This window comes from Pseudomonas sp. G166 (genome assembly GCF_037027455.2).
Taxonomy (GTDB): domain Bacteria; phylum Pseudomonadota; class Gammaproteobacteria; order Pseudomonadales; family Pseudomonadaceae; genus Aquipseudomonas.
Map to the genome: position 1 here is coordinate 6,587,427 of NZ_CP146985.1, position 26,156 is coordinate 6,613,582.

24 protein-coding genes are annotated in these 26,156 nt (G+C 57.6%); 3 read left to right on the forward strand and 21 right to left on the reverse strand.

Annotated features, from left to right (window positions below):
- Window positions 1-315 precede the first annotated feature (315 nt).
- The 3 genes from SGN16_RS29300 to SGN16_RS29310 all read left to right on the forward strand — a co-directional run bounded on the left by SGN16_RS29300 (window position 316) and on the right by SGN16_RS29310 (window position 4,508).
- Window positions 316-2,031, forward strand: coding sequence for an AAA family ATPase (locus SGN16_RS29300; protein WP_335944999.1), 1,716 nt, complete (start codon window positions 316-318; stop codon window positions 2,029-2,031).
- Window positions 2,024-3,400: a UvrD-helicase domain-containing protein gene (locus SGN16_RS29305; protein ID WP_335945000.1), complete on the forward strand. Its 1,377-nt coding sequence runs from the start codon at window positions 2,024-2,026 to the stop codon at window positions 3,398-3,400. The genes SGN16_RS29300 and SGN16_RS29305 overlap by 8 nt, the downstream gene beginning before the upstream one ends.
- Before the next feature lie 433 nt (window positions 3,401-3,833).
- Window positions 3,834-4,508, forward strand: a complete 675-nt coding sequence (locus SGN16_RS29310) for a hypothetical protein (protein ID WP_335945001.1) — start codon at window positions 3,834-3,836, stop codon at window positions 4,506-4,508.
- 798 nt (window positions 4,509-5,306) lie between these two features.
- Here SGN16_RS29310 and glmS read toward each other — a convergent pair.
- From glmS to rpmH, 21 genes are all read right to left on the reverse strand, one after another.
- Window positions 5,307-7,139, reverse strand: a complete 1,833-nt coding sequence (glmS, locus tag SGN16_RS29315; protein ID WP_335945002.1) for a glutamine--fructose-6-phosphate transaminase (isomerizing) — start codon at window positions 7,137-7,139, stop codon at window positions 5,307-5,309.
- 1 nt (window position 7,140) lies between these two features.
- A complete protein-coding gene (locus SGN16_RS29320; protein ID WP_210642141.1) occupies window positions 7,141-7,917 on the reverse strand; it encodes a DeoR family transcriptional regulator in 777 nt (258 codons plus the stop codon).
- A gap of 209 nt (window positions 7,918-8,126) precedes the next feature.
- Window positions 8,127-9,494, reverse strand: coding sequence for a bifunctional UDP-N-acetylglucosamine diphosphorylase/glucosamine-1-phosphate N-acetyltransferase GlmU (gene glmU / locus SGN16_RS29325; protein ID WP_210642142.1), 1,368 nt, complete (start codon window positions 9,492-9,494; stop codon window positions 8,127-8,129).
- 114 nt (window positions 9,495-9,608) lie between these two features.
- Window positions 9,609-10,034: a F0F1 ATP synthase subunit epsilon gene (locus SGN16_RS29330; RefSeq protein ID WP_003207087.1), complete on the reverse strand. Its 426-nt coding sequence runs from the start codon at window positions 10,032-10,034 to the stop codon at window positions 9,609-9,611.
- 45 nt (window positions 10,035-10,079) lie between these two features.
- The gene (gene atpD / locus SGN16_RS29335; protein ID WP_014340987.1) at window positions 10,080-11,456 is read right to left on the reverse strand and encodes a F0F1 ATP synthase subunit beta; all 1,377 of its coding nucleotides are present in this window, start codon (window positions 11,454-11,456) and stop codon (window positions 10,080-10,082) included.
- A 27-nt stretch (window positions 11,457-11,483) separates the two neighbouring features.
- Entirely contained in the window at window positions 11,484-12,344 is an 861-nt protein-coding gene (gene atpG, locus SGN16_RS29340; protein ID WP_135847917.1) for a F0F1 ATP synthase subunit gamma, read from the reverse strand.
- Between the two features lie 50 nt (window positions 12,345-12,394).
- The gene (gene atpA / locus SGN16_RS29345) at window positions 12,395-13,939 is read right to left on the reverse strand and encodes a F0F1 ATP synthase subunit alpha (RefSeq protein WP_003207093.1); all 1,545 of its coding nucleotides are present in this window, start codon (window positions 13,937-13,939) and stop codon (window positions 12,395-12,397) included.
- Window positions 13,940-13,960: 21 nt separating this feature from the next.
- The gene (locus SGN16_RS29350) at window positions 13,961-14,497 is read right to left on the reverse strand and encodes a F0F1 ATP synthase subunit delta (RefSeq protein ID WP_210642143.1); all 537 of its coding nucleotides are present in this window, start codon (window positions 14,495-14,497) and stop codon (window positions 13,961-13,963) included.
- Window positions 14,498-14,509: 12 nt separating this feature from the next.
- A complete protein-coding gene (locus tag SGN16_RS29355) occupies window positions 14,510-14,980 on the reverse strand; it encodes a F0F1 ATP synthase subunit B (RefSeq protein ID WP_047230097.1) in 471 nt (156 codons plus the stop codon).
- Between the two features lie 58 nt (window positions 14,981-15,038).
- Window positions 15,039-15,296, reverse strand: a complete 258-nt coding sequence (gene atpE / locus SGN16_RS29360) for a F0F1 ATP synthase subunit C (RefSeq protein WP_003097235.1) — start codon at window positions 15,294-15,296, stop codon at window positions 15,039-15,041.
- A 131-nt stretch (window positions 15,297-15,427) separates the two neighbouring features.
- On the reverse strand, window positions 15,428-16,297 hold the full coding sequence (atpB, locus tag SGN16_RS29365; protein ID WP_003187195.1) for a F0F1 ATP synthase subunit A: 870 nt from the start codon (window positions 16,295-16,297) through the stop codon (window positions 15,428-15,430).
- A 16-nt stretch (window positions 16,298-16,313) separates the two neighbouring features.
- Window positions 16,314-16,721, reverse strand: a complete 408-nt coding sequence (locus tag SGN16_RS29370) for a F0F1 ATP synthase subunit I (RefSeq protein WP_210642144.1) — start codon at window positions 16,719-16,721, stop codon at window positions 16,314-16,316.
- Between the two features lie 148 nt (window positions 16,722-16,869).
- A complete protein-coding gene (locus tag SGN16_RS29375) occupies window positions 16,870-17,742 on the reverse strand; it encodes a ParB/RepB/Spo0J family partition protein (protein ID WP_053161608.1) in 873 nt (290 codons plus the stop codon).
- A gap of 9 nt (window positions 17,743-17,751) precedes the next feature.
- The gene (locus tag SGN16_RS29380) at window positions 17,752-18,549 is read right to left on the reverse strand and encodes a ParA family protein (RefSeq protein ID WP_003187199.1); all 798 of its coding nucleotides are present in this window, start codon (window positions 18,547-18,549) and stop codon (window positions 17,752-17,754) included.
- A gap of 18 nt (window positions 18,550-18,567) precedes the next feature.
- Window positions 18,568-19,203 carry a 16S rRNA (guanine(527)-N(7))-methyltransferase RsmG gene (rsmG, locus tag SGN16_RS29385; RefSeq protein WP_335945059.1) on the reverse strand — a complete coding sequence of 212 codons (636 nt, stop codon included), beginning with the start codon at window positions 19,201-19,203 and terminating at the stop codon, window positions 18,568-18,570.
- A gap of 5 nt (window positions 19,204-19,208) precedes the next feature.
- Window positions 19,209-21,101 carry a tRNA uridine-5-carboxymethylaminomethyl(34) synthesis enzyme MnmG gene (gene mnmG, locus SGN16_RS29390; RefSeq protein WP_210642145.1) on the reverse strand — a complete coding sequence of 631 codons (1,893 nt, stop codon included), beginning with the start codon at window positions 21,099-21,101 and terminating at the stop codon, window positions 19,209-19,211.
- A 563-nt stretch (window positions 21,102-21,664) separates the two neighbouring features.
- On the reverse strand, window positions 21,665-23,035 hold the full coding sequence (mnmE, locus tag SGN16_RS29395; protein WP_335945003.1) for a tRNA uridine-5-carboxymethylaminomethyl(34) synthesis GTPase MnmE: 1,371 nt from the start codon (window positions 23,033-23,035) through the stop codon (window positions 21,665-21,667).
- Window positions 23,036-23,114: 79 nt separating this feature from the next.
- Window positions 23,115-24,797 carry a membrane protein insertase YidC gene (yidC, locus tag SGN16_RS29400; RefSeq protein ID WP_210642147.1) on the reverse strand — a complete coding sequence of 561 codons (1,683 nt, stop codon included), beginning with the start codon at window positions 24,795-24,797 and terminating at the stop codon, window positions 23,115-23,117.
- Window positions 24,798-24,799: 2 nt separating this feature from the next.
- Window positions 24,800-25,045 (reverse strand): membrane protein insertion efficiency factor YidD, encoded by a 246-nt coding sequence (gene yidD / locus SGN16_RS29405; RefSeq protein ID WP_010465488.1) that lies wholly within the window; start codon window positions 25,043-25,045, stop codon window positions 24,800-24,802.
- Window positions 25,038-25,439 carry a ribonuclease P protein component gene (gene rnpA / locus SGN16_RS29410; protein ID WP_003207107.1) on the reverse strand — a complete coding sequence of 134 codons (402 nt, stop codon included), beginning with the start codon at window positions 25,437-25,439 and terminating at the stop codon, window positions 25,038-25,040. Before rnpA ends, yidD begins: the two co-directional genes overlap by 8 nt.
- Before the next feature lie 16 nt (window positions 25,440-25,455).
- A complete protein-coding gene (gene rpmH, locus SGN16_RS29415; RefSeq protein ID WP_003213577.1) occupies window positions 25,456-25,590 on the reverse strand; it encodes a 50S ribosomal protein L34 in 135 nt (44 codons plus the stop codon).
- Between the last annotated feature and the right edge of the window lie 566 nt (window positions 25,591-26,156).

Sequence of the window (26,156 nt, forward strand, 5' to 3'; positions counted from 1 at the left end):
CAGATTCTGCCCGGAAGACATTTCCGGACGGCTTGGACGCTATTGTGTTGGGTCGACTACGTACGGGCTATTAGTAAAAAAGTCGTACTTTTTCCTACACCAGTACAACCAGTGGAAAGCTCTCACGCGCGCGAGCTAAAGCTCCACCAAAGCGGATAGGGCATCCCATATGCCTCATGTCGTGTGAAAGCGAGCTAGTCGACGGCACCACTCGCACCGAGACGGCTTTGAGCTAGGCTGATTAACGGAAGCACAAGGGCCGTTACGCACGGCCAAAGCTCCTCTGATCAACCTGGTAAGAGCAAAGGACTGCCCATGCGCATTGCACACGTCCAGATCCAAAACTTCCGTGGTATCACCGCACTCAACTGGACGCCAGGTGCCGAACCTATCTGCTGCATCATCGGGCCAGGCGATAGCTCGAAAACCACCGTACTGGATGCTATCGAGGCGGTTCTGTCACCGCGATGGATTACGTTTTCCGAGGTCGATTTCGTTGGCGGAGATACCGAACAAGAGATCCAGGTCGAAGTAACGGTCACAGAGTTGTCGCAGGCGCTGCTGGCAGACAACCGCTTCGGCTTGTACATCCGGGGCATAGCTCCAGATGGAACCATCCACGATGAACCAGAGGACGGTGATGATCCTGCGTTAACGGTGCGCCTCTCGGTCGACGCAACGATGGAGCCAGTCTGGGCGCTGATTTGTGAGCGATACGCTGTACCGCGCATCCTGTCTAACCGCGATCGAGCCATGTTTTGTCTGGTCCGTCTCGCGGGAGAAGAGTCCAGGCACTTGACCTGGGCGCAAGGTTCAATGCTTGCTCGTATGACTGGTCGTGCCGAGGGAGCAGCCCAACAACTGGCGGCCGCGTACCGGTCAGCCAGGCAGAACGCTAACCTCGATTCCATCCGAGAACTTGTCGAAACAGCGCAGGCCGCAGAAGGCTATGCACGCGGAATCGGAGCCTACATCAACAATCGGTACCGGCCAGACTTGGAGTTGGGCCGTGGGGGCTTCAACTCGGGCTCCATTGCCCTGCATGACGGTACCGTCCCGTTGCGATTAGCAGGCCTGGGAACGCGCCGGCTGGCTACACTAGCGGTCCAGCGATCCGCGCTGCAGGAAGGCGCCATTGTCCTGGTTGACGAGCTTGAACAGGGTCTGGAGCCGCATCGCATTTTGGGGGCAGTGTCCCAGCTCAAACGCTCACAAGCCGAGGCTGCTCAGCAGCACCGTCCGATCGGACAGATTCTGATGACTACGCACTCGGATGTTGTCATTAGTGAGCTGAACGCCACCTCACTGTTCATCATGCGCAAGAACCAAGCGACTGGCGCCTCTAGCCTGCAGCAGGCATCGCTGGCTGGTGACCTAACGCCCATCATGAAGCACTCTCCGCGATCGTTGTTTGGGCGGCGGATATTGATTTGCGAAGGGGCAACTGAGCTCGGGCTGATGCTGGGCATGAGAGATTTCTATCCGGCACGTCACGATGATGTCCCGGTTGAGCACCACGGTGCAGCCATCATTGATGGTAGAGGAGCTGCAGCACCTCCTTTGGCTCGTGCATTAGCAATTCTTGGGTATCCAGTCGCGCTCTTCCGAGATTCTGATCGCCCCCTCGACGCTCGATGGTGTCGGACCCTCCAAGAGCTGAATGTGCAGATCATCGAGTACGCAGAGGGTCTCAATACTGAGCACGCGATTTTTCGCGCGGCCCCCGATGAGTTGATAGATCTCTTGCTTGGTCTCGTCCGAGGCTTCATCAACGAGCACAACGTCAGAGACCAGTTGGTGCGGGCCATCCCTGGCCTCGATCCACAAGCCCCGTTTTCAGAGTGGGACCTGATTGGAGATGATGCCAATGAGAGAACCGCATTGAGCGCGGTCGCGGTAGCCAATAATTGGTTTAAGACTGAAGCCCGCGGGCGCGCCATAGCACCGGCCATTAACCAGGTAATTGCACGAGTCCCACAAAGCCCGCTCGCACAATGCCTCGCCAGCGTGGAGCGTTGGTTGTATGCCTGAGCCGCGCGCAATCTGGGATCTAACCCGCAGAGCCGTCATAGCCCCAGCCGGACACGGCAAAACCGAACTCCTAGCGAGAGCCTCTGCCTTGGGCCGAAGAACATTGATCCTGACGCACACGCACGCCGGTGTTCATGCGTTGCGGGCCAGGCTCAACAGGCTGCAAGTACCGTCCGAAATTGTCTCCGTCGATACCATAGCGTCCTGGGCCAATAAGTACGTCCAGGCTTTCCCACGCCTCGCTAATTACCCCCCAGCAAATCCACGGGGAGCGCAATGGAACCAGGTATACGAGTCGGCAGCCCATATCCTGGGAAGCAGAGTGGTCCAAACCGTTATCAGGGCGTCCTATGACCGTATCTTGATCGACGAGTACCAGGATTGTGAGCTACACCAGCACCAGATTGCCATGGGGCTCTCGTCGATCGTTCCAACAGTCGTCTTCGGCGATCCCATGCAGGGGATCTTCGAATTTGTCGACACGCGGATCCGGTGGAGTGAGCACATCGACAACAGCTTCACCACCGCTTATGAGCTGACAGAGCCCCATCGATGGACCAATGCCAATTCGGAGTTGGGCCGGTGGATTTCCTACGCGCGCCAGCAACTCATGACCGGGCAGCCACTGGACCTGCGAACCGGCCCGCTGAACTTCCTGCAGTGCAACGACGCGTTCGAAATGGGATTGTTCTTCAATGGCTTCGACCAGAGAGAAGGGACCACAGCCGCCATTCATTGCCGGCGCGGCATCTGCAACCGACTCGCCCAATCCACGAACGGGGCTTACCAGGCGATTGAAGAGATCGCCGCAGCACGGTTGATGGAATTCGCGGCGGGGTGGGACGGAGCCCAAACCCCCGATGAACGAGCCAATGCCCTCCGCGCCATTTTGAACGATACGATGACTCAGGCGAACGCTAACGGCGAGGTGTCAGCGGATCACACGGCGTCCATCGCAGCAGCCTGGCAATCCTTGCGCCAGACAGGCTCACCCACTCACGCTTTGGAGGTGATCTCTCGTGAGCGTGCCCATCCTCTGGCCAGAACCTATCGCGCGGAGTTGCTCAACGATGCAAAAAGGGCACTCAAAGACTTGGAAGCTGGAAGGCGTGTGAACCTTGTTGTGGCCTGTGAAGCTGTCCGGCACCGGTTGAGCCATACTGGGCGCGCGCCAACAGTGCGCACGATCTCCACGCCTCTGCTACTCAAAGGGCTTGAGTACGACCACGTGCTGATTCCTGACGCCACGCATTTCCTGAATGAAATGGCCGCTGCGAAACTCTTCTATGTGGCGATATCCAGGGCACGCTGGTCACTGACCATCGCGTCTCGGAACCCAGTGCTTCAGTTCCCGATACCCAACTTGTGAGTCTTTTGCCACTCGCTTGGGATCTCTGCCTCTTCTCTAGCGGACATGGATATGGGCTCCATGGTCCGATATTGATGAAGGCGATCGTGCCTTCAGGTGCGAAAAATGGATGCTACCCCCACCTTGCCATACCCCTCTTCCCGCACCCAACACCCAGCAGCACGGCGAGCACACTGAGCACGCTGAGTACATTCAGCACAACTGAGCACCGAAAAACAAAAATAAAAACATGAGATTCAGTAGGTTATAAATACTTTCTGCGCGATATCGCGCAATTCGACTATCTGAACTAGTCTCATATCAGGAATTTGAATGGTCTGTATCGTTCATTCACGCGCATAGAAATGCGCGATATGAGCGTGTAATGACGGTTTGCCATCGTCAACAGAGGCCCGGAAACTGGACCCAACAGAAAACGGATAAGGGCTGCCCAATGGCCAACGCAAAACAGTCAGCAAAACGCCGCTTAACGATGGCGGAACGTGCTCAGCAACTGATGCTGGTCCACTTTCCCAACATTCCCGATGCGTTGAAATGGACGCGAAAAACCCACGACGGCTTTAGCACGATTCCTCGAACCCTGCCCATTGCCATGCAGATTATTGACGCCGATTCGAAGGGGCAGCCTGCCGGGCACGTGCTGTTTTGTCTATGGGCGCGTATGCCCGATCATCCGGTCATAACGATCGAGAACCCCAGCACGTTTGCGGCTGAAGCCGGGTTTCTCGGGGAGCGGGCCGTGGACACCTGGCGTCGCCGGATGAAGAAGCTCCGAGAGTTGAACTTCATCATGACCAAGCCAGGCGCATCCGGCGAATTTCACTACGTGATGCTCACCAATCCTAACGCTGCGGTCGAGTGGATGCGCAGCCACAGCAAGGTTCAGGATGGCCTGTATAGCCGCTTCATCGAGCGACTTCCGGAGATCGGTGCCTATGGCGACATAGAAGCGCTCCATGCCTATTGGGCCGCGCTCAAAGAAGCAGAGAAGGTGGCGGTGGCGGCTGAAGTTGCTAAGCAGGCATCGAGCCCCTCCGTATTGGACGAGCCGGCTCCAGCTCCACCCACCAAACCCAAGCGGATCAGGAGGACGAATGCTAATACGTAGGAGAATACGGGGCGCTAAGTGCTAATTCACCCACATCGGCGCCCTCAAAAGTAAAGCCTTGAACCAACTGAGGGTCGAGTCTTGATTGGTCAGGGCTGTGGTGGTGCAACGCTTAGCTGATTGATACAACCTGGAGGAGGCCGAAAATGCCGTTACTGAGAAGAAGAGTTGCGGGCGCCGAGTGCCAATCCACCCACCTCGGTGCCCTCAAAAATAAAGCCCTGGACCAGCTGAGGGTCGAGTCTTGACTGGTCAGGGCTGTGGTGGTGCAACGCTTAGCTGATCGATACATCCTAGAGGAGGCCGAAAATGCAGTTACTGAGGAGAAGAGTCTCGGGCGCCGAGTGCCAATCCACCTACCTCGTCGCTCTCAAAAATAAAGCCCTGAACCAGCTGAGGGTCGAGTCTTGACTGGTCAAGGCTGTGGTGGTGCAACGTTAGGGGGGCTAGACCTCGCAAGGAGTCTAGCACCCCTTTATCTTTTACCCATTGCTGATGCGATAGTTCTCATATCCGAAAACAGTAGAACTGATTTGGAGAATGGTCTGAAAAAATCAACGGTCGAGCTTTTCCAGTTTAGGAAGATGTTCCTGTCCACGTAGGATTGAAGGGATTCGTCGCTTTGAATCGTCAAAAGCATTGTTGATCACGAAGAAGGCTGCCTAAACCAGGCGCAAATTAAGAAATGAGGCATGCCACAGGGATGAGAGACCTCCAGGCCTCCACCCTCTGCGACAGTTTTTATTCCCCAGCGACAGTTCTTATTCTCTAAATTTACTTGGGATCAGCAGGAACGACTCACTCCACCGTCACAGACTTCGCCAAATTCCGCGGCTGGTCCACATCCGTGCCCTTGAGCACCGCGACGTAGTACGACAGCAGTTGCAACGGGATGGTGTAGAGGATCGGCGACAGGATGTCGTGGATGTGCGGCATGTGCACCACGTGGGTGCCTTCGCCGTTGGTCATACCTGCCTTCTCGTCGGCAAAGACAATCAGTTGGCCGCCGCGGGCGCGCACTTCCTGCAGGTTGGACTTGAGCTTTTCCAGCAGCTCGTTATTCGGTGCCACGGTGACCACCGGCATGTCGTTGTCCACCAGGGCCAGCGGGCCGTGCTTGAGCTCACCGGCTGGGTAGGCCTCGGCGTGGATGTAGGAAATCTCCTTGAGTTTCAAGGCGCCTTCCATCGCCACCGGGAATTGCGCACCACGGCCCAGGAACAGCGTGTGGTTCTTCTCGGCGAACAGCTCGGCGATTTTCTCCACCGTGCTGTCCATTGCCAAGGCTTCGCCCAGGCGGGCCGGCAAGCGCCGCAGCTCTTCGACCAATGTTGCCTCGACCCCCTTGCCCAGAGTGCCGCGTACCTGGCCCAGGGACAGGGTCAGCAACAGCAGGCCCACCAGTTGCGTGGTGAACGCCTTGGTCGAGGCCACACCGATTTCGCGACCGGCCTGGGTCAGCAGGGTCAGGTCGGATTCACGCACCAGCGAGCTGATACCGACGTTACAGATCGCCAGGCTGGCGAGGTAGCCCAGCTCCTTGGCATTGCGCAGGGCGGCCAGGGTGTCGGCAGTTTCACCCGATTGGGAAATGGTGACGAACAGCGTATCAGGCTGCACCACCACCTTGCGGTAGCGGAATTCACTGGCCACTTCGACCTGGCACGGGATACCGGCCAACTCTTCCAGCCAGTAACGGGCGACCATGCCAGCGTGATAGCTGGTGCCACAGGCCACGATTTGCACGTTGCGCACCTTGGCGAACAACTCGGGCGCCTGTGGCCCGAAGGCCTGTACCAGCACCTGGCTCTGGCTCATGCGCCCTTCCAGGGTACGTTGCACTACGGCGGGTTGTTCGTGGATTTCCTTGAGCATGAAGTGGCGGAATTCGCCCTTGTCGGCGGCTTCGGCACCGTCGCGGTATTGCACGGTCTCACGCTCTACGGCTTTGCCGCTAATGTCCCAGATCTGCACGCTGTCGCGGCGGATCTCGGCGATGTCGCCTTCTTCCAGGTACATGAAGCGGTCAGTGACCTGACGCAGCGCCAACTGATCGGAGGCCAGGAAGTTTTCCCCCAGGCCCAGGCCAATAACCAATGGGCTACCACTGCGCGCCGCCACCAGACGATCCGGTTGTTTCGCACTGACGACCGCCAGACCATAAGCACCATGCAATTCCTTGACGGTCGCCTTGAGCGCCACGGTCAAGTCCACCAGTTCCTTGAGCTTGTGACTGAGCAAATGTGCGATGACTTCGGTGTCGGTGTCCGACGTAAACACGTAGCCCAAGGCCTTGAGCTGTTCACGCAGGGCTTCGTGGTTTTCGATGATACCGTTGTGCACCACCGCCAGGTCGCCGGAGAAATGCGGGTGGGCATTGCGCTCACAGGGCGCGCCGTGGGTAGCCCAGCGGGTGTGGGCGACGCCCAGGCGACCGATCAGCGGTTCGGCGTCCAGCGCCTGTTCCAACTCACTGACCTTGCCCGGCCGACGCATGCGCTCGAGCTTCTCATCATTGGTAAACACCGCCACACCGGCGCTGTCGTAGCCGCGGTATTCCAGGCGCTTGAGGCCTTCGAGCAAGATTGCAGTGATGTTGCGTTCAGCAACGGCGCCGACAATTCCACACATGCTATTTCTCCTGGCTGACAGGCGCGCAGATCACATTGATGCCGCGGGCCTGAATCTGATCGCGGGCCGCTACGGGCAGGCGATCATCGGTAATGAGGGTATGGACGCTGCTCCACGGCAGTTCCAGGTTGGGGATTTTGCGGCCGATCTTGTCGGCCTCCACCATCACGATCACTTCACGGGCTACCTCTGCCATTACACGGCTCAGGCCCAGCAGTTCGTTGAAGGTGGTGGTGCCACGGACCAGATCGATACCGTCGGCACCGATAAACAATTGGTCGAAATCGTAGGAACGCAGGACTTGCTCGGCGACCTGGCCTTGGAACGACTCAGAATGAGGGTCCCAGGTGCCGCCGGTCATCAACAGCACAGGTTCATGCTCCAGCTCGTTCAAGGCACTGGCGACATGCAGCGAATTGGTCATCACTACCAGGCCGGGCTGCAGGCCGAGTTCGGGAATCATTGCCGCCGTCGTGCTGCCGCTGTCGATGATGATTCGCGCATGTTCACGGATCCGCTTCACAGCAGCCCGGGCGATGGCTTGTTTGTATTTGGAGACCGTCTGCCCGCTGTCAGCCACCAATTCCTGCGGCATGGGGACCGCGCCACCGTAACGACGCAGCAGCAGGCCATTGGATTCCAGGGCGGCGAGGTCCTTGCGAATCGTAACTTCTGAGGTTTCGAAGCGTTTGGCCAGTTCATCCACACTCACCTCGCCCTGCTCCTGAAGCAAGGCAAGAATGTTGTGGCGGCGTTGTGGCGTATTGCGCTTGGACATGGCGAGATAAGTTTCGATTCGAAAGATAACGTAACTAATCAAAACCTATCGCAGAGAAATCGTCAAGGCGAGAGAAGAAAAATTCAGAAATCATGAGATCAATGTGGGAGTGAACTTGCTCGCAAAAGCGTCGCGTCAGGCTAAAGCAGTGCCGCCTGACAGGACCCCTTCGCGAGCAAGCTCGCTCCCAGAAAAGACCTGTGGATAACTTAGCTTTTCTTGATTTTGACCGGGCGCTTCCAGCCATCGATATTGCGCTGACGCGCGCGTGCCACAGCCAATTGGGACTTATCCACATCCTGATTGATGGTCGAACCCGCAGCCGTGTTTGACCCATCACCGATAGTCACGGGGGCTACCAACGAGTTGTTGGAGCCGATGAACACGTCTTCCCCAATGGTCGTGCGGTACTTATTGGCACCATCGTAATTGCAGGTGATGGTCCCGGCGCCGATATTGGTACGAGCGCCGATTTCCGCGTCCCCCAGATAGGTCAAGTGACCGGCCTTGGCCCCTTCGCCCATGTGAGCGTTCTTCAGCTCGACAAAGTTACCCACATGGGCGCGGGCGTCCAGCACGGTGCCGGGACGCAGGCGGGCAAACGGGCCGGCGTCGCTACCCTCCCCCATGACCGCACCGTCGAGGTGACTGTTGGCCTTGATCACCACGCCTTTGCGCAGGGTGCTGTCCTTGATCACGCAGTTCGGGCCGATGACCACGTCGTCTTCGATGACGACTTTGCCTTCAAGGATAACGTTGATGTCGATGACCACGTCGCGACCCACGCTGACTTCACCGCGCACGTCGAAACGGGCCGGGTCGCGCAGGGTCACGCCTTGCGCCATCAGGCGGCGGGCGGCACGCAATTGATAGTGGCGCTCCAACTCGGCCAGTTGCCGGCGATCATTGGCGCCCTGCACTTCCATGGCGTCCAGCGGCTGCTCGGTGGCGACCACCAGGCCGTCGTTGACCGCCATGGCAATCACGTCGGTCAGGTAGTACTCGCCCTGGGCGTTGTTGTTCGATAGACGACTCATCCAGTCAGCCAGGCGCTCAGCCGGTACGGCAAGAATCCCGGTGTTGCCTTCGGTGATCGCGCGCTGAGTTTCATTGGCATCCTTCTGCTCGACGATGGCGGTCACTTGGCCGTCAACATTACGCACGATGCGGCCATAGCCAGTGGGGTCGTCCAGCTCGACGGTCAACAAGCCCAACTGTTGTGGAGCTGCGTGCCTGAGCAGGCGCTGCAAGGTATCGACTTCTATAAGTGGCACGTCGCCGTAGAGAATCAGTACCGTGTCGGCGGTAATGAATGGCACGGCCTGGGCCACGGCATGGCCGGTCCCCAGTTGTTTATCCTGCAATACGAAATTCAGATCATCAGCCGCCAGGCGCTGGCGCACCGCATCGGCGCCATGGCCGATCACCACGTGGATGCGCTGTGGATCAAGTTGCCGGGCGCTGTGGATAACATGACCAAGCATGGAGTTGCCGGCTACCGGGTGCAGGACCTTGGGCAGCGCCGAACGCATGCGGGTGCCTTGACCGGCCGCGAGGATAACGATTTCGAGAGACATGACTGGCTACCAATCCTGGGTGGTCAGCGGCTGTGACCAGAAGATGAATGTCGGGAAAAGAAAAAGGGTAGCCGAGGCTACCCTTTTTAATCAATCGCACAGGAAGCAGACAGCTTAGCCGCCAAACTTCTTGCGGATCTGCTGGACGGTGCGCAGCTGGGCTGCGGCCTCGGCCAGACGTGCAGCAGCAGAACCGTAATCGAACTCCGCGCCTCGCTCGTGCAGGGCCTTCTCGGCAGCCTTGACGGCTTCCTGAGCGGAGGCTTCGTCCAGGTCGGCAGCACGTTGCACAGTGTCGGCAAGGACCTTGACCATGTTCGGCTGAACCTCGAGGAAACCACCGGAGATGTAGTACACCTCGGCTTCCCCGCCCTGCTTGATCAAGCGGATCGGACCTGGTTTCAGATTAGTGATCAGCGGTGCGTGACCCAGAGCGATACCAAGATCACCCAGCTCACCATGCGCAATCACCATCTCGACCAGACCGGAGAAGATTTCCCCTTCCGCACTGACGATATCGCAATGGACTGTCATAGCCATCTGATTGCCTCAACCTAAATTAGCGCCCGTTGCCGGGCGCCGGGATTACAGTTTCTTGGCTTTCTCGATCGCTTCTTCGATGCCGCCGACCATGTAGAACGCTTGTTCTGGCAGGTGGTCGTAGTCACCGTTGAGGATGCCTTTGAAGCCAGCAATGGTGTCTTTCAGGGAAACGTATTTACCCGAAGCACCGGTGAAGACTTCAGCCACGAAGAACGGCTGCGACAAGAAGCGCTGGATCTTACGAGCACGGGATACCAACTGCTTGTCGGCTTCCGACAGCTCGTCCATACCCAGGATCGCAATGATGTCCTTCAGCTCTTTGTAGCGCTGCAGCACGTACTGGACGCCGCGAGCGGTGTCGTAGTGCTCCTGGCCGATCACGTTCGGGTCCAGCTGGCGCGAAGTCGAGTCCAGTGGGTCAACCGCTGGGTAGATACCCAGGGAAGCGATGTCACGGGACAGAACGACGGTAGCGTCCAAGTGGGCGAAGGTGGTCGCTGGCGACGGGTCGGTCAAGTCATCCGCAGGTACGTATACCGCTTGGATCGAAGTGATCGAACCTTCCTTGGTCGAAGTGATACGTTCTTGCAGAACGCCCATCTCTTCAGCCAGGGTCGGCTGGTAACCTACTGCCGAAGGCATACGGCCCAGCAGTGCGGATACTTCGGTACCGGCCAGGGTGTAACGGTAGATGTTGTCGACGAACAGCAGAACGTCGTTACCTTCGTCACGGAACTTCTCGGCCATGGTCAGGCCAGTCAGGGCTACGCGCAGACGGTTTCCCGGCGGCTCGTTCATCTGACCGTAAACCAGTGCCACTTTGTCCAGAACGTTGGAATCCTTCATCTCGTGGTAGAAGTCGTTACCCTCACGAGTACGCTCACCCACACCGGCGAACACGGAATAACCGCTGTGCTCGATGGCGATGTTACGGATCAGTTCCATCATGTTTACGGTCTTGCCCACACCGGCACCACCGAACAGACCCACTTTACCGCCCTTGGCGAACGGGCAAACCAGGTCGATAACCTTGATGCCGGTTTCCAGCAGGTCGTTACCGCCTGCCTGTTCAGCGAAGGATGGCGCAGGACGGTGAATGCCCCAGCGCTCTTCGGTGTCGATCGGACCAGCTTCGTCGATCGGGTTGCCCAGTACGTCCATGATCCGGCCCAGGGTCGCTTTACCGACCGGTACGGAGATGGCAGCGCCAGAGTCGACAACGTCCAGACCGCGCTTCAAGCCCTCGGTGGAACCCATCGCAATGGTACGAACGATGCCGTCGCCCAGCTGCTGCTGAACTTCCAGGGTAGTTTCCGCGCCTTGTACTTTCAGCGCGTTGTAGATGCTCGGTACGCTGTCGCGTGGAAATTCCACGTCGATAACGGCGCCGATGATTTGAACGATACGTCCGCTACTCATAGCTGGATCCTCTGAATATTTGAACCGTTAAACCGCGGCAGCGCCGCCGACGATTTCCGAGATCTCTTGGGTGATCGCAGCCTGACGCGCCTTGTTGTAGATCAGCTGCAAATCGCTGATCAAATCACCGGCGTTGTCGGTAGCGTTCTTCATCGCGATCATCCGCGCTGCTTGTTCAGCTGCGTTGTTCTCGACCACCGCCTGGTACACCTGCGACTCCACGTAGCGGACCATCAAGCCGTCAAGCAGCTCCTTGGCATCCGGTTCGTAGAGATAGTCCCAGTGGTGCTTGAGTTCCTGTTCCGGGGTCGCCACCAGTGGGATCAATTGCTCCACGGTAGGCTGTTGCGTCATGGTGTTGATGAACTTGTTGGATACCACGGACAGGCGGTCAATCCGGCCTTCCAGGTAAGCATCCAGCATCACCTTGACGCTGCCGATCAGATCATTGATCGACGGCTCTTCACCCAGGTGGTTGATAGCGGCAACGACGTTACCGCCGAAGTTGCGGAAGAAAGCCGCACCCTTGCTACCAATCACGCACAGATCGATCTCGACGCCTTGTTCGCGGTTTACAGCCATGTCCTTGACCAGGGCCTTGAACAGGTTGGTGTTCAAGCCACCACACAGACCACGGTCACTGCTCACCACGACGTAACCGACGCGCTTGATAGCACGGTCGATCATGAACGGGTGGCGATATTCCGGGTTGGCGTTGGCCAGATGACCAATAACCTGGCGGATGCGCTCCGCATAAGGGCGGCTAGCAGCCATGCGCATTTGTGCCTTGCGCATTTTGCTGACCGCCACTTTTTCCATGGCGCTGGTAATTTTTTGCGTGCTTTTGATGCTCGCAATCTTACTGCGAATCTCTTTTGCGCCTGCCATGTAACACCTATCAGGTTAGCAAGCGGGAGCCTTGCGACTCCCGCTGCGGCTTACCAGGTTTGGGTGGCCTTGAACTTCTCGATACCGGCTTTCATGCCAGCGTCGATTTCGTCATTGAAGTCACCCTTCACGTTGATCTTGGCCAACAAGTCGGCGTGATCGCGGTTGAAGTAAGCAATCAGCGCTTGTTCAAAGCTGCCGACCTTGGCGATTTCAACGTCAGTCAGGAACCCACGCTCAGCGGCATACAGCGACAGCGCCATGTCAGCGATCGACATTGGTGCGTATTGCTTCTGCTTCATCAGCTCGGTAACGCGCTGACCATGCTCAAGTTGCTTACGGGTCGCTTCGTCCAGGTCAGAAGCGAACTGGGCGAATGCCGCCAGTTCACGGTACTGAGCCAGGGCGGTACGGATGCCACCGGACAGCTTCTTGATGATCTTGGTCTGAGCGGCACCACCCACACGGGACACCGAAACACCGGCGTTCACAGCAGGACGGATCCCGGAGTTGAACATGGCCGATTCCAGGAAGATCTGACCGTCGGTGATGGAAATCACGTTGGTCGGAACGAACGCGGAAACGTCGCCAGCCTGGGTTTCGATGATCGGCAGTGCGGTCAGGGAACCGGTTTTGCCGGTCACTGCGCCGTTGGTGAACTTCTCTACGTACTCTTCCGAAACGCGGGATGCGCGCTCCAGCAGACGGGAGTGGAGATAGAACACGTCGCCTGGGTAAGCTTCACGGCCTGGTGGACGGCGCAGCAGCAGGGAGATCTGGCGGTAAGCCACTGCCTGCTTGGACAGATCGTCATAAACGATCAGCGCGTCTTCACCGCGGTCGCGGAAGTATTCGCCCATGGTGCAACCGGAGTACGGTGCCAGGAACTGCAGCGCAGGAGATTCCGAAGCACTGGCCGCCACGATGATCGTGTTGGCCAGGGCGCCGTTTTCTTCCAGCTTGCGAACCACGTTGGCGATGGTCGATTGCTTCTGACCGATGGCTACGTAGACGCAGAAAATGCCGCTGTTCTTCTGGTTGATGATCGCGTCGATCGCCAGAGCGGTCTTACCGATCTGACGGTCACCGATGATCAGCTCACGCTGGCCACGGCCGACTGGGATCATGGCATCGACTGCCTTGTAGCCAGTCTGTACAGGCTGGTCTACCGACTTACGCCAGATCACGCCTGGAGCAACTTTCTCGACCGCGTCGGTCTCGGTGTTGTTCAGCGGACCTTTGCCGTCAACAGGGTTACCCAATGCGTCGACCACGCGACCCAGCAGTTCCTTACCAACCGGAACTTCGAGGATGCGGCCGGTGCACTTGGCGCTCATGCCTTCGGCCAGCGACTGGTAGGAGCCCAGTACAACGGCACCTACGGAGTCTTGCTCCAGGTTGAGGGCCATACCGTAGACGCCGCCCGGAAACTCGATCATCTCGCCGTACATGACGTCGGCCAGACCGTGAATCCGCACGATACCGTCAGATACGCTGACGACAGTGCCTTCGTTACGGGCTTGGGAGGTCACATCGAGCTTGTCGATGCGGCCCTTGATAATTTCACTTATTTCGGAAGGATTGAGTTGCTGCATTGCTCTGCTGCCCCTTCAAACTCAAGATTTCAATGCTTCGGCAAGTTTCGCGATTTTGCCGCGAATCGAGCCATCGATAACCAGGTCGCCGGCGCGGATTACAACGCCCCCTATCAGGGACTTGTCTTCCTCGACTTGCAGGCGCACTTCCCGGTTGAGTCGTGCACTGAGAACCTTGGCGAGTTTGTCTTGCTGTTCTTGGTTCAATGCAAAAGCACTGGTCACTTCCACGTCTACCGACTTCTCTTGCTCGGCCTTGTACAGGTCGAACAGGGCGGCGATCTCCGGCAGAAGCGGGAGACGGTCGTTTTCGGCAACGACGTGAATGAAATTCTGTGCCTTGACATCGAACTTGTCGCCGCACACGTCAATGAACGTGGCGGCCTTTTGTGCGCTCGTCAGTCGCGGGGCCTTGAGCACGCGCTGCATGGTGTCGTCTTGCGACACCGCTGCTGCCAGGCCGAGCATGGCTGACCAATTGGCCAGTTGCTGGTGGGCCTGAGCGTGCTCGAAGGCCGCCTTAGCGTAAGGTCGGGCCAACGTGGTCAGTTCTGCCATGATCGCCCTCGCTTAGATTTCAGCAGCCAGTTTGTTTACCAGCTCTGCGTGCGCGTTTTGATCGATTGTGGCACCCAGGATCTTCGAAGCACCGCCAACGGCCAGGGCACCCACTTGGGCACGCAGCGCGTCTTTGACACTGTTGAGTTCCTGTTCGATCTCGGCTTGAGCCTGAGCCTTCACACGGTCAGCTTCGACGCGAGCCTGTTCACGGGCTTCGTCGACAATCTGGGTACCGCGTTTCTTGGCTTGCTCGATGATTTCAGCTGCCTGAGCTTTCGCTTCGCGCAGTTGCTGACCCACTTTTTCATGGGCCAACTCCAGGTCGCGAGCTGCACGGCTGGCAGCGTCCAGACCATCAGCGATCTTCTTTTGACGTTCGTGCAATGCCGCAATGACCGGAGGCCATACGAACTTCATGCAGAACAGTACAAAAATCAGGAACGCAACGGACTGGCCAATCAGGGTCGCATTAATGTTCACGCCAACACCTCGCAGTTACGTTGTCCATCACACCAATCTACTCGAGACATCCGAGTAATTAGCCAGCGATTTGACCAACGAACGGGTTCGCAAAGGTGAAGAACAGAGCGATACCAACACCGATCATGGTCACGGCGTCGAGCAGACCAGCCACGATGAACATTTTAACTTGCAGCATTGGAACCATTTCTGGCTGACGCGCTGCGCCTTCCAGGAACTTGCCGCCCAACAGGCCGAAACCAATTGCGGTACCCAGTGCGCCCAGGCCGATCAACAGTGCAACAGCGATAGCGGTTAGACCAACTACAGTTTCCATCTTTCCTCCCGACTTTTACGTCGTATGGTTTAGGTTTTTTAGATTAAAGCGGTAAAACAAATCGTTTCATGCCCTGGTCGGGCCCCTTCCCGTTTGACCGGGAAGGAACATCAGACTAGTCGAGACTGGCCTTAATGGTTTTCTTCGTGCGCCATCGACAGGTAGACGATGGTCAGCATCATGAAGATGAACGCCTGCAGGGTGATGATCAGGATGTGGAACACAGCCCACGCCCACTGCAGAACTACACCCAGGCCGCTGAGCCACAGCAGGCCGCTGCCGAACATCACGGCGATCAGGATGAACACCAGCTCGCCGGCATACATGTTGCCGAACAGACGCAGTGCCAGAGAAATCGGTTTGGCGATCAGGGTCACGAATTCGAGCAGGAAGTTCACCGGGATCAGCAGGGCTTGAACCAGGATGTTCTTGCTGCCGAACGGGTGCAGGGTCAGTTCGCCGATGAAGCCGCCGATGCCCTTGACCTTGATGCTATAGAAAATGATCAGCGCGAAGACCGAGAACGCCATGCCCAGGGTCGCGTTCGGGTCGGTGGTCGACACGGCGCGGAATGGAATGTGGTGGTCACCGGAGATCAGGATGGCCAGCTGAGGAATCCAGTCGACCGGTACCAGGTCGACGGCGTTCATCAGGAACACCCAGACGAAGATGGTCAGTGCCAGCGGTGCGATCACCGGGCTACGGCCGTGGAAGCTGTCTTTCACGCTGCCATCGACGAATTCGACCAGTACTTCAACGAAGTTCTGCAGTGCACCTGGCTGACCGGAAGTCGCCTTCTTCGCCGCCATGCGGAAAAGAAGGACGAAGATCAGACCCAATGCGACCGACCAGCCGAGGGTATCGACGTGGAAAGCCCAGAAGCCCATTTCCTTGGCTTCTGCTGCGGAGTGGGCAAAGCCCCAGCCGCCGTTAGGTAGCTGACCGAAGGTCAGGTTCTGCAAGTGGTGCTGGATATAGCCCGAAGCGGTTGTCTCTGCCATGGTTGCCTCAAACGCCCTAAGGTCTCGAAAGTCTTGTTCTCATTAGCAGGGGAGCGAACCAGCTAACCAGTTGGGTCAGCAAGAAGACACCAAATACAGCCAGTGGTGCCAATGGCTTCACACCTGCGAACGTCAATGCAAACAGCACTGCCGTCAAAATCAGTTTCCCCGCCTCGCCGGCATAAAAAGACCGGACAATGGCTTGGGCTGCTCGGGCGCCGGAAAACCGAAAGGCCCTGTGAGCGAAATAAATATTGGGGAGCAAGGCTATCAGGCCTCCGCAAAGCCCTGAGTATCCGGCGACGACTCCTTTCCATTGCCAGAGCGCCAATGCGGCGATCAGTACAACGACGAACTGAGTCATCAAAACCGGGAAAACTGCCAGACGATGGAACGGCAAGCGGTTTGGCGTGCGGGTTTCCATCGCTTCTGCTCTCCAAGAGTCGGCCGCCATAATTCAATAACTTGGCATAATTTGTGCCGACAAAATGCGCGCAGAGTATAGGGGCGGTTCTGCCCCTATTCAACTGCCAGGTAGTGATTTCCGACTGCGCGCTACAAGAGCAATTGTTTCAGCGAATGTGCGCAAGGACACCCTGTAGCTCATCGAGGGAGTTATAACCGATCACCAATTGCCCTTTGCCCTTCTTACCGTGGCGGATCTGCACCGCAGAGCCCAGGCGCTCGGCCAGGCGCTGTTCCAGGCGAGCGATATCAGGATCGATTTTGGGGGCTTCGACGGGGGCCGGTTTGCCGCTGAGCCACTGACGAACCAGTGCCTCGGTTTGGCGCACAGTCAGGCCTCGTGCGACAACATGTCGCGCCCCTTCAACTTGTTGATTTTCCGGCAAACCGAGCAACGCCCGGGCATGACCCATTTCCAGATCGCCATGGGACAGCATGGTCTTGATGACTTCCGGCAATGCAATCAGGCGCAACAGGTTGGCCACCGTCACGCGGGACTTGCCCACCGCCTCGGCGACCTGTTGCTGAGTCAGCTGGAACTCCTGCTGCAAACGCTGCAGGGCTACGGCCTCTTCAATCGGGTTGAGGTCTTCACGCTGGATGTTCTCGATCAGCGCCATGGCGATGGCGGTTTCATCCGGCACATCGCGAACCATCGCCGGAATGGTTTCCTGGCCAGCCTGCTGGCTTGCGCGCCAGCGGCGTTCGCCGGCGATGATCTCGAAACGCCCGTTGGCGATCGGACGCACCACGATCGGCTGCATGACGCCCTGGCTCTTGATCGACTGGGCCAGCTCTTCCAGGGCCTGGGGGTCCATGTCCCGGCGCGGTTGATATTTGCCGCGCTGGATCAGGTCCAGCGGCAGGTGCTGCAACTCGCGCTGGTCGACCTGTACGGCCTGCTCTTCCAGCGAGCTGACAGTGGGACCACTGAGCAGTGCATCCAGTCCACGTCCGAGACCTCGTTTCTTGACGGCCATGGGGTTTCCTTAAGTTGGCTGGGCTGCAGCGGTGCGTGGGTTACGGCGTTGACGGCGAACCATCTCGCCCGCCAGGGCCAGGTAAGCCAGCGCACCACGGGATTGTTTGTCATAGGCCAGGGCCGGCATGCCGTAGCTTGGCGCTTCGGCCAGGCGGATGTTACGCGGAATGACCGTGTCGTAGAGCTGCTCGCCGAAGTGTTCCTTGAGCTGGGCCGATACGTCGTTCATCAGGCTCAGGCGCGGGTCGTACATGGTCCGCAGCAGGCCTTCGACTTTCAGTTCCGGGTTCAGCAACTCGGCAATGCGCTTGATGTTATCCACAAGGTCGCTCAACCCTTCCAGGGCGAAGTACTCGCACTGCATGGGGATAATGACCCCATCGGCGGCCACCAGCGCGTTGAGGGTCAGCATCGACAGCGACGGCGGGCAGTCGATCAGGATGTAATCGTAGTTTTCCCGGATCGGCGCCAACGCGCTGCGCAGACGGCTTTCCTTCATCTGCATTTCCAGCAGCACCACTTCGGCCGCCGTCAAATCACGGTTGGCCGGCAGCAGTTGATAACCGCCGTGCTCGGAGAAATGCATGGCCTGACCCAGATCGCATTCACCGATCAGTACGTCGTAAATGGAGTTTTCCAGGCCATGTTTATCCACACCGCTACCCATGGTGGCGTTGCCCTGTGGATCGAGATCGATCAACAGCACCCGACGCTTGGTCGCGACCAGGGATGCTGCGAGGTTGATACAGGTGGTGGTCTTGCCCACACCACCCTTCTGGTTCGCTATCGCGAATACCTTAGCCATTCTTGCTTGTGTTCCCAATCATGCCGTGCGGCGCAGTATCAGCAGATGGCGTTGGCCTTGGCAACCGGGTACGGCCAGGGCGTGTTCGCTATCGAGGTGGAAGTCTGCCGGCAATGCTACCAGCTCATCGGCCGGATGAACGCCCTTCATTGCCAGCCAGCGCGTATTGGCATCGCCCAGGTGGCGAGTCCAGTTACTGAAGTTCTCCATGCTGCTGAATGCCCGGGAGATGATCCCGTTGAACGGCTCTGCAGGCTGGAACGCTTCGACGCGGCTGTGGATAACTTGCAGGTTATCCAGTTTGAGTTCGAGTTTGACCTGGGTCAGGAAGCGGGTTTTCTTGCCGTTGCTGTCCAGACAGGTCACTTGCGACTCAGGAAACAGGATCGCCAGCGGGATTCCCGGCATGCCGCCGCCACTGCCCACATCGAGCCAACGACCGTTTTCGATGAAGGACATGACGCTCAGGCTGTCGAGCAGATGGCGGGAGACCATTTCATCCGGATCGCGCACTGCGGTCAGGTTGTAGGCCTTGTTCCATTTGATCAACAACGCCAGGTAGCCCAGCAATTGCGCGTGCTGGGCCTCGCTCAGGCTGACGCCGAGCTGACGGGCACCTGTGGATAACTCTTCGGCGTGTTGCGAGGTGACCATCGAACTCAAGCGCTTTGCTCCAACTGACGGCCCGCGCCGCGTTTTTTCAAATGAATCATCAACAGCGAAATTGCCGCCGGGGTCACACCTGGGATGCGTGAAGCCTGGCCCAGCGTCTCTGGACGGGTTGCGCCGAGCTTGCTCTGGATTTCTTTCGACAACCCGGAAATGCCCGTGTAATCGATATCCACAGGCAGCTTCGTGTCCTCGCTGGCGCGCAGGCGGGCGATTTCGTCCTGCTGGCGGTCGATGTAACCGGCGTATTTGGTCTTGATCTCGACCTGTTCGGCCACCTGCGGATCTTCCGCTCCCTGACCGGTCACTTCCACCAGCCCGGCGTAATCGATTTCCGGGCGACTCAACAGGTTGAGCAAGTTGTATTCATGGGTCAGCGGTGTGCCGAATTTCTCCGCGATAGCATCGCCTTGCTCGGTACCGGGACGAACCCAGGTGCTTTTCAGGCGTTGCTCTTCGAGCTCGATACTTTCGCGTTTGGTGCAGAACGCGGCCCAACGCACGTCATCCACCAACCCTAGCTCACGACCTTTTTCGGTCAGGCGTAGGTCGGCGTTGTCTTCTCGCAGGATCAGCCGATATTCGGCGCGGGAGGTGAACATCCGATACGGTTCCTGGGTGCCCAGGGTTATCAGGTCGTCCACGAGCACACCGATGTACGCCTCATCGCGACGCGGGCACCAGCTGTCTTTGCCCTGGGCACGCAACGCAGCGTTGGCCCCGGCCAACAACCCTTGAGCGCCGGCCTCTTCGTAACCGGTGGTGCCGTTGATTTGCCCAGCAAAGAACAGGCCGCCAATGACTTTGGTTTCCAGGCTGTACTTCAGGTCACGCGGATCGAAGTAATCGTATTCGATGGCGTAACCCGGGCGAACAATGTGAGCGTTTTCCATGCCGCGAATCGATTGGACGATCTGCAGTTGCACATCGAACGGCAAGGACGTGGAGATTCCGTTCGGGTACAGCTCATGAGTCGTCAGGCCTTCCGGCTCGATGAAGACCTGGTGGCTTTGCTTGTCGGCAAACCGATGGATCTTGTCTTCGATCGATGGGCAATAACGCGGGCCGATGCCTTCGATCACACCGGAGTACATCGGCGAGCGATCCAGGTTGGCAGCAATGATTTCATGGGTGCGTGCGTTGGTATGGGTGATCCAGCAGCTCACCTGCTTGGGGTGCTGAGCTTTCGATCCCATGAACGACATCACCGGAATCGGCGTATCGCCCGGTTGTTCGGTCATCACCGAGAAATCCACAGACCGGCCATCGATACGCGGTGGGGTGCCGGTTTTCAGCCGGCCAACGCGCAAGGGCAATTCACGCAGGCGCTGGGCCAGGGCGATCGATGGCGGATCGCCGGCACGGCCGCCGGAGTAGTTCTGCATCCCAATGTGGATAAGTCCGCCGAGGAAGGTCCCAGTTGTCAGCACCACGGAATCGGCGAAGAAACGCAGGCCCATTTGCGTAACGACACCGCGTACCTGGTCCTGCTCGACGATCAGATCATCGGCCGCTTGTTGAAATATCCACAGGTTCGGCTGGTTTTCCAGGATTTCGCGCACGGCGGCCTTGTACAGGACACGGTCGGCCTGGGCACGTGTAGCCCGTACCGCCGGGCCTTTGCGGCTGTTCAATACACGAAACTGGATACCACCTTTATCGGTAGCCATGGCCATCGCACCGCCGAGGGCGTCGATTTCCTTGACCAGATGGCTTTTTCCGATCCCACCAATGGCGGGGTTGCAGCTCATGGCACCGAGGGTTTCCACGTTATGCGTCAGCAACAGGGTCTTTGCTCCCATGCGTGCTGATGCAAGTGCTGCCTCGGTACCGGCATGACCGCCGCCGATGACGATCACTTCAAAACGGGAAGGGAAATCCACCACGCACCTCGTGCCTGCTTAATTCAGGTAATTCGGAAATTAGGTCTTGAGCCTGGCCAGAGCGTTTTTCGAGCCAGGTCGGCAAGTATAGGGACTTCCCCTTTCCTAAAGAACCCTTTGCACAAAATTTAACCAGCTGTGGAAAACTCACGGTTAAAGAAATTAAAAAGAAAGAAATTTATAAAACCTTTGTTTTTATGTTTATTCTTACTGAGCCACCTATCTGTGGATAAATCTCTACAGACCTTTATTTTCAATATGTACAGAGATTCAAAACCCTGTGGTCAGGTGGCCATGAGAGGGTTGGATAACCGGTGTAAGCCTGTGGATGAATGGGCCTGTTATCCACAGAGGCGGTTATCTCCTGGTTTGAAGGGGGGTTATCAACCGACCTCAGTGCCAGTTATTCACAGGGCTTAATCCACAGAAATCCGCTGCCTGCCGGGCAGGCACAGCTCCACAGACAAGCCGCCATGAGTGGCAATCGTTCTAAATAGGAAGGAAACCGGGTCTGCTTCAGCTCGTTAGCCGTTCGGGAGCAGCCCGATTTTTAGGGAAGGGGTCTATTTGCCGATGCAGAAGCTGGAAAAAATCCGCCCCAGCAGGTCATCGGAGCTGAAGGCGCCGGTGATTTCTCCCAGGGCATGTTGAGCCTGGCGCAAATCTTCGGCCAGGAGCTCGCCGGCCCCCGCCAGGGTCAGTTGTGCGCGACCGTGCTCCAGCGCCGCACTGGCGTGGCGCAACGCTTCAAGGTGCCGCCGGCGGGCACTGAAGCTGCTTTCTGCCGTTTGCTCATAGCCCATGCAGGCCTTGAGGTGTTCGCGCAGCAATTCCAAGCCTTCTCCTGCGGACTTCGCACTCAGGCTGATGGTCACGTGGCCATCGTCGCTGACTTCAAGAACAATCGCTTCCCCGCTCAAATCGGCCTTATTGCGGATCAAGGTGACTTTGGCCGGATCCGGGCGGACTTCGAGGAATTCCGGCCACAAGGCAAATGGATCGTCCGCTTCCGGGGCAGTGGCATCCACCACCAGCAACACGCGGTCAGCCTCGCCAATGGCCTTTAAAGCTCGTTCAACCCCGATTTTTTCCACCTGGTCGTCGGTATCTCGCAGACCTGCGGTATCCACCACATGCAGTGGCATGCCATCGATGTGGATATGTTCGCGCAAGATATCCCGCGTGGTGCCGGCAATCTCCGTGACAATTGCAGCCTCACGGCCGGCCAAGGCGTTCAAGAGGCTGGATTTTCCAGCGTTGGGTCGTCCGGCGATTACCACGGTCATACCGTCGCGCAACAGGGCTCCCTGCCCCGCCTCACGCAGTACTGTGGATAACTCATCGCGAACTTTGTCGAGCATGCTCAGCACGTGGCCGTCGGCGAGAAAGTCGATTTCCTCTTCGGGGAAGTCGATCGCCGCCTCGACGTAGATCCGCAGGCTGATCAATTGCTCGGTAAGGTTATGCACACGCTGGGAAAACGCACCCTGCAAGGAACGCAGCGCATTGCGTGCGGCCTGTGCAGAACTGGCTTCGATCAAATCGGCAATGGCTTCAGCCTGGGCGAGGTCGAGCTTGTCATTGAGGAACGCCCGTTCACTGAATTCGCCTGGCCTGGCCAGGCGGCAGCCCAGCTCCAGGCAGCGCTTGAGCAACATGTCCAGCACGATCGGGCCGCCATGTCCCTGCAGCTCCAGCACGTCCTCACCGGTAAACGAGTTGGGTCCCGGGAAATACAAGGCCAGGCCTTCATCCAGCACCTGCTGGTCTTCACTGAAGAACGGCCCGTAGTGAGCAAATCGCGGCTTGAGTTCACGACCGCTGATAGCCTTGGCTGCGACGCTGGCCAAGGGCCCGGAAATACGGACGATGCCGACGCCGCCGCGCCCTTGGGCAGTGGCAACGGCGGCGATGGTTTCACGAGGTGCGCTCATAAACCGGTATCCAGACAAAAGTGGCAGATAGCAAAACGCCCCACTAGGGGGCGTTTTGTGTGGTTATCCACAGAGCAAGTTACGCCTCGGCTTTTTTCGTAGCCGCTTCGATCTTACGCGTGATGTACCACTGCTGGGTAATCGACAACACGTTGTTCACAACCCAGTACAGCACCAGGCCAGCCGGGAACCACAGGAAGAAGAAGGTGAAGATGATCGGCATCATCTTCATGACCTTCGCCTGCATCGGGTCCGGAGGAGTCGGGTTCAGTTGCTGCTGGATGAACATGGTGGCGCCCATGATGATCGGCAGGATGAAGAACGGATCCTTGATCGACAGGTCGGTAATCCACAGCATGAATGGTGCCTGACGCATCTCCACGCTTTCCAGCAACACCCAGTACAGCGACAGGAACACGGGCATCTGCACAAGAATCGGCAAGCATCCACCCAGCGGGTTGATCTTCTCTTTCTTGTACAGCTCCATCATGGCCTGGGACATTTTCTGCCGGTCATCGCCATGTTGCTCTTTCAGCGCTGCCAGTTTCGGAGCCACGGCGCGCATGCGGGCCATGGATTTGTAGCTGGCGGCCGACAATGGGAAGAACAGACCCTTGATCAGCATGGTCAGGAAGATGATCGACCAGCCCCAGTTACCAACAATGCTGTGGATATGTTGCAGCAGCCAGAAGATCGGCTGGGCAATGAACCACAGGAAACCGTAGTCCACGGTCAATTCCAGGCCTGGGGACAACTCTTTCAGCACGGCTTGGCTTTTAGGACCGGCATACAGGATGGCGCTGGTTTCGGCTTTTGCACCTGGCGCAGCGGTCAGTGCCGGGCCGGTGTAACCGATGATGTAGTTGCCTTTGCTGTCTTTGCGCGTCTGGACGATATTGCTTTCGCCTTTCTGCGGGATCCAGGCGGTTACAAAATAGTGCTGCAACCAGGCAACCCAGCCACCTTGAACGGTTTCCTTGAGCTGTGCCTTGTCCATGTCCTTCATGGACACTTTCTTGTACGGCTCCGAACTTGTCCACAGGGCGGCGCCCAGGTAGGTCGCGGTGCCGGTGGCGGTGCTCGAAGACGGATCGGAGCTGGCATCACGCTTCAACTGCGCGAACATCGCACCGGACCAGGGCTGTGCGCTCTGGTTATCGATCAGGTAGGAAACGGTCACGTCATACAAGCCACGTTTCAACGCGAAACGCTTGATGTAATTGACGCCATCCTTGCTGAACTTCAGGTCCACGACCAATTGGTCCTGACCATCAGCCAGTTGATAACTCTTCTTCTCTGCGGAGTAAACCGGGCGACCGCTCGGGCTTGCATCCGGGCCGTTGGTGCCAATCAGGCCACTTTGGGCCAGATAGGTCCGCTCGTTGCCGTTGTCGAACAACTGGAACGGAATTTCCGGATGGTCCTGGCGACGCGGATACAACGGCAGCTTCAGCTGGGCGACGTCACCACCTTGTGGATCGATTGCCAGCTCGAGCACATCGGTCTTGATCTGGATCAGATCCTTGCTGGCAGCCACGGGGGCTTCGGCTGGGGCACTGGTATCGTTTGCCGCGCGCGGAATATCGTCATTGCTGGCAGCGCTGGTACCGCTAGGGGTATCAGGCAGGCTCGGTGCGGTATTGCTGGCTGCAACATTCTGAGTCGGCAGGGCAGCCTGGCCATAGTCCTGGTTCCATTTAAGAACCATGACGTAGGACACGATTGCCAGGGCGACGATCAGGATCGTGCGTTTGATATCCATGATTACTCGGCCATCGAAGAAGAACGGGAGGTAGGGATAGGCGGAACCGGGTCATAACCGCCGGGATTCCACGGATGACAGCGACCTAAACGACGAAAGGTCAGCCAGCCACCGCGCAGAAGGCCATGATTTTCTATGGCTTCATACGCGTAGCAGGAACAACTGGGGTAGAAACGACAGTGACTGGCCATCAGGGGACTAATGGCATAGCGATAAAACTGGATCGGAACGAGTGCCAGTTTACGCATCGGGACTGTCTACCCCTACAGTTTCGGTGTTGACTGCTGGTACTGGCTTATTGCGTGCCAGACGCTTCCAGAGCTTGCCGAAATGCTGAATCAATTCGGGGTTTTCTACATCACCCAAACCTTTGCGCGCGACGATAACGATGTCCCAGCCGACCAGTGAATCCTGGTTCAGGCGAAACGATTCGCGCATCAGACGTTTGAGGCGATTGCGCTGAACGGAGAGCTTTACGCTCTTTTTCCCGATAACCAGCCCTAGTCGGGGGTGATCGAGATCGTTACTGCGCGCAAGGAGCAGGAGATTTTTCCCCGGAACCTTGCCGGTAGGGGAGTCAAAGACTGCCTTGAAATGCCGGGGTGTAAGCAGACGCTTTTCCCGACTGAAGTCCTGACTCACCTCCAGTGCCGGATTATCAAACTGCCAGACGCGCACGACCTTTGGCGCGACGACGCGACAGGACGGCACGACCGTTCTTGGTAGCCATGCGAGCACGGAAACCGTGGGTACGAGCGCGTTTGATAGTGCTTGGTTGGAAAGTACGTTTCATGTCGTGTTACCTGGTTCGTCCACAACGGGCCGGAATGGCCCCCGTTTTAAGAGACCGGGGATTCTAGAGAAAGCAAGCCTCTAGGTCAATTTCCAACCAGCGTTTCCTTTAAATAGATATCCAGCCTCTGCGGCGGATTCGTCACACAGCGTTAGATATAGAAATAAAGAAGGGAATTATTTAAAGCTTTTCTGTAAAGCTTATAAAAGCAAGGCAGCCAGCTGTCTGTGGATAACCATGCTCAGCCCTTGTAATCCGCCATGTACAAAGAATGACAACTACAGGGGAAAACGGTGGCAAGCCTGTGCTGCGCTGTCGGATAAGCTGTGTGTGGAATGGCTAGTTATCCACAGGCAGGTTATCCACCGACTTTCACCCCCACTTGTGCAATGCCCTCAGGGGCGGTTATCCACAGAGCTTATCCACCGACCGTCTGTCGCCTTTCTGTTCGTTAAGGCATTGATAAATCATGCGCGATGAGCAACCTGCATGTGGATAAGTGGGCGTCTGCTCGCTACAATGGCCGCTTGTTTTTGCCTCACCGGCTTTCAACTTAGGGGATATCC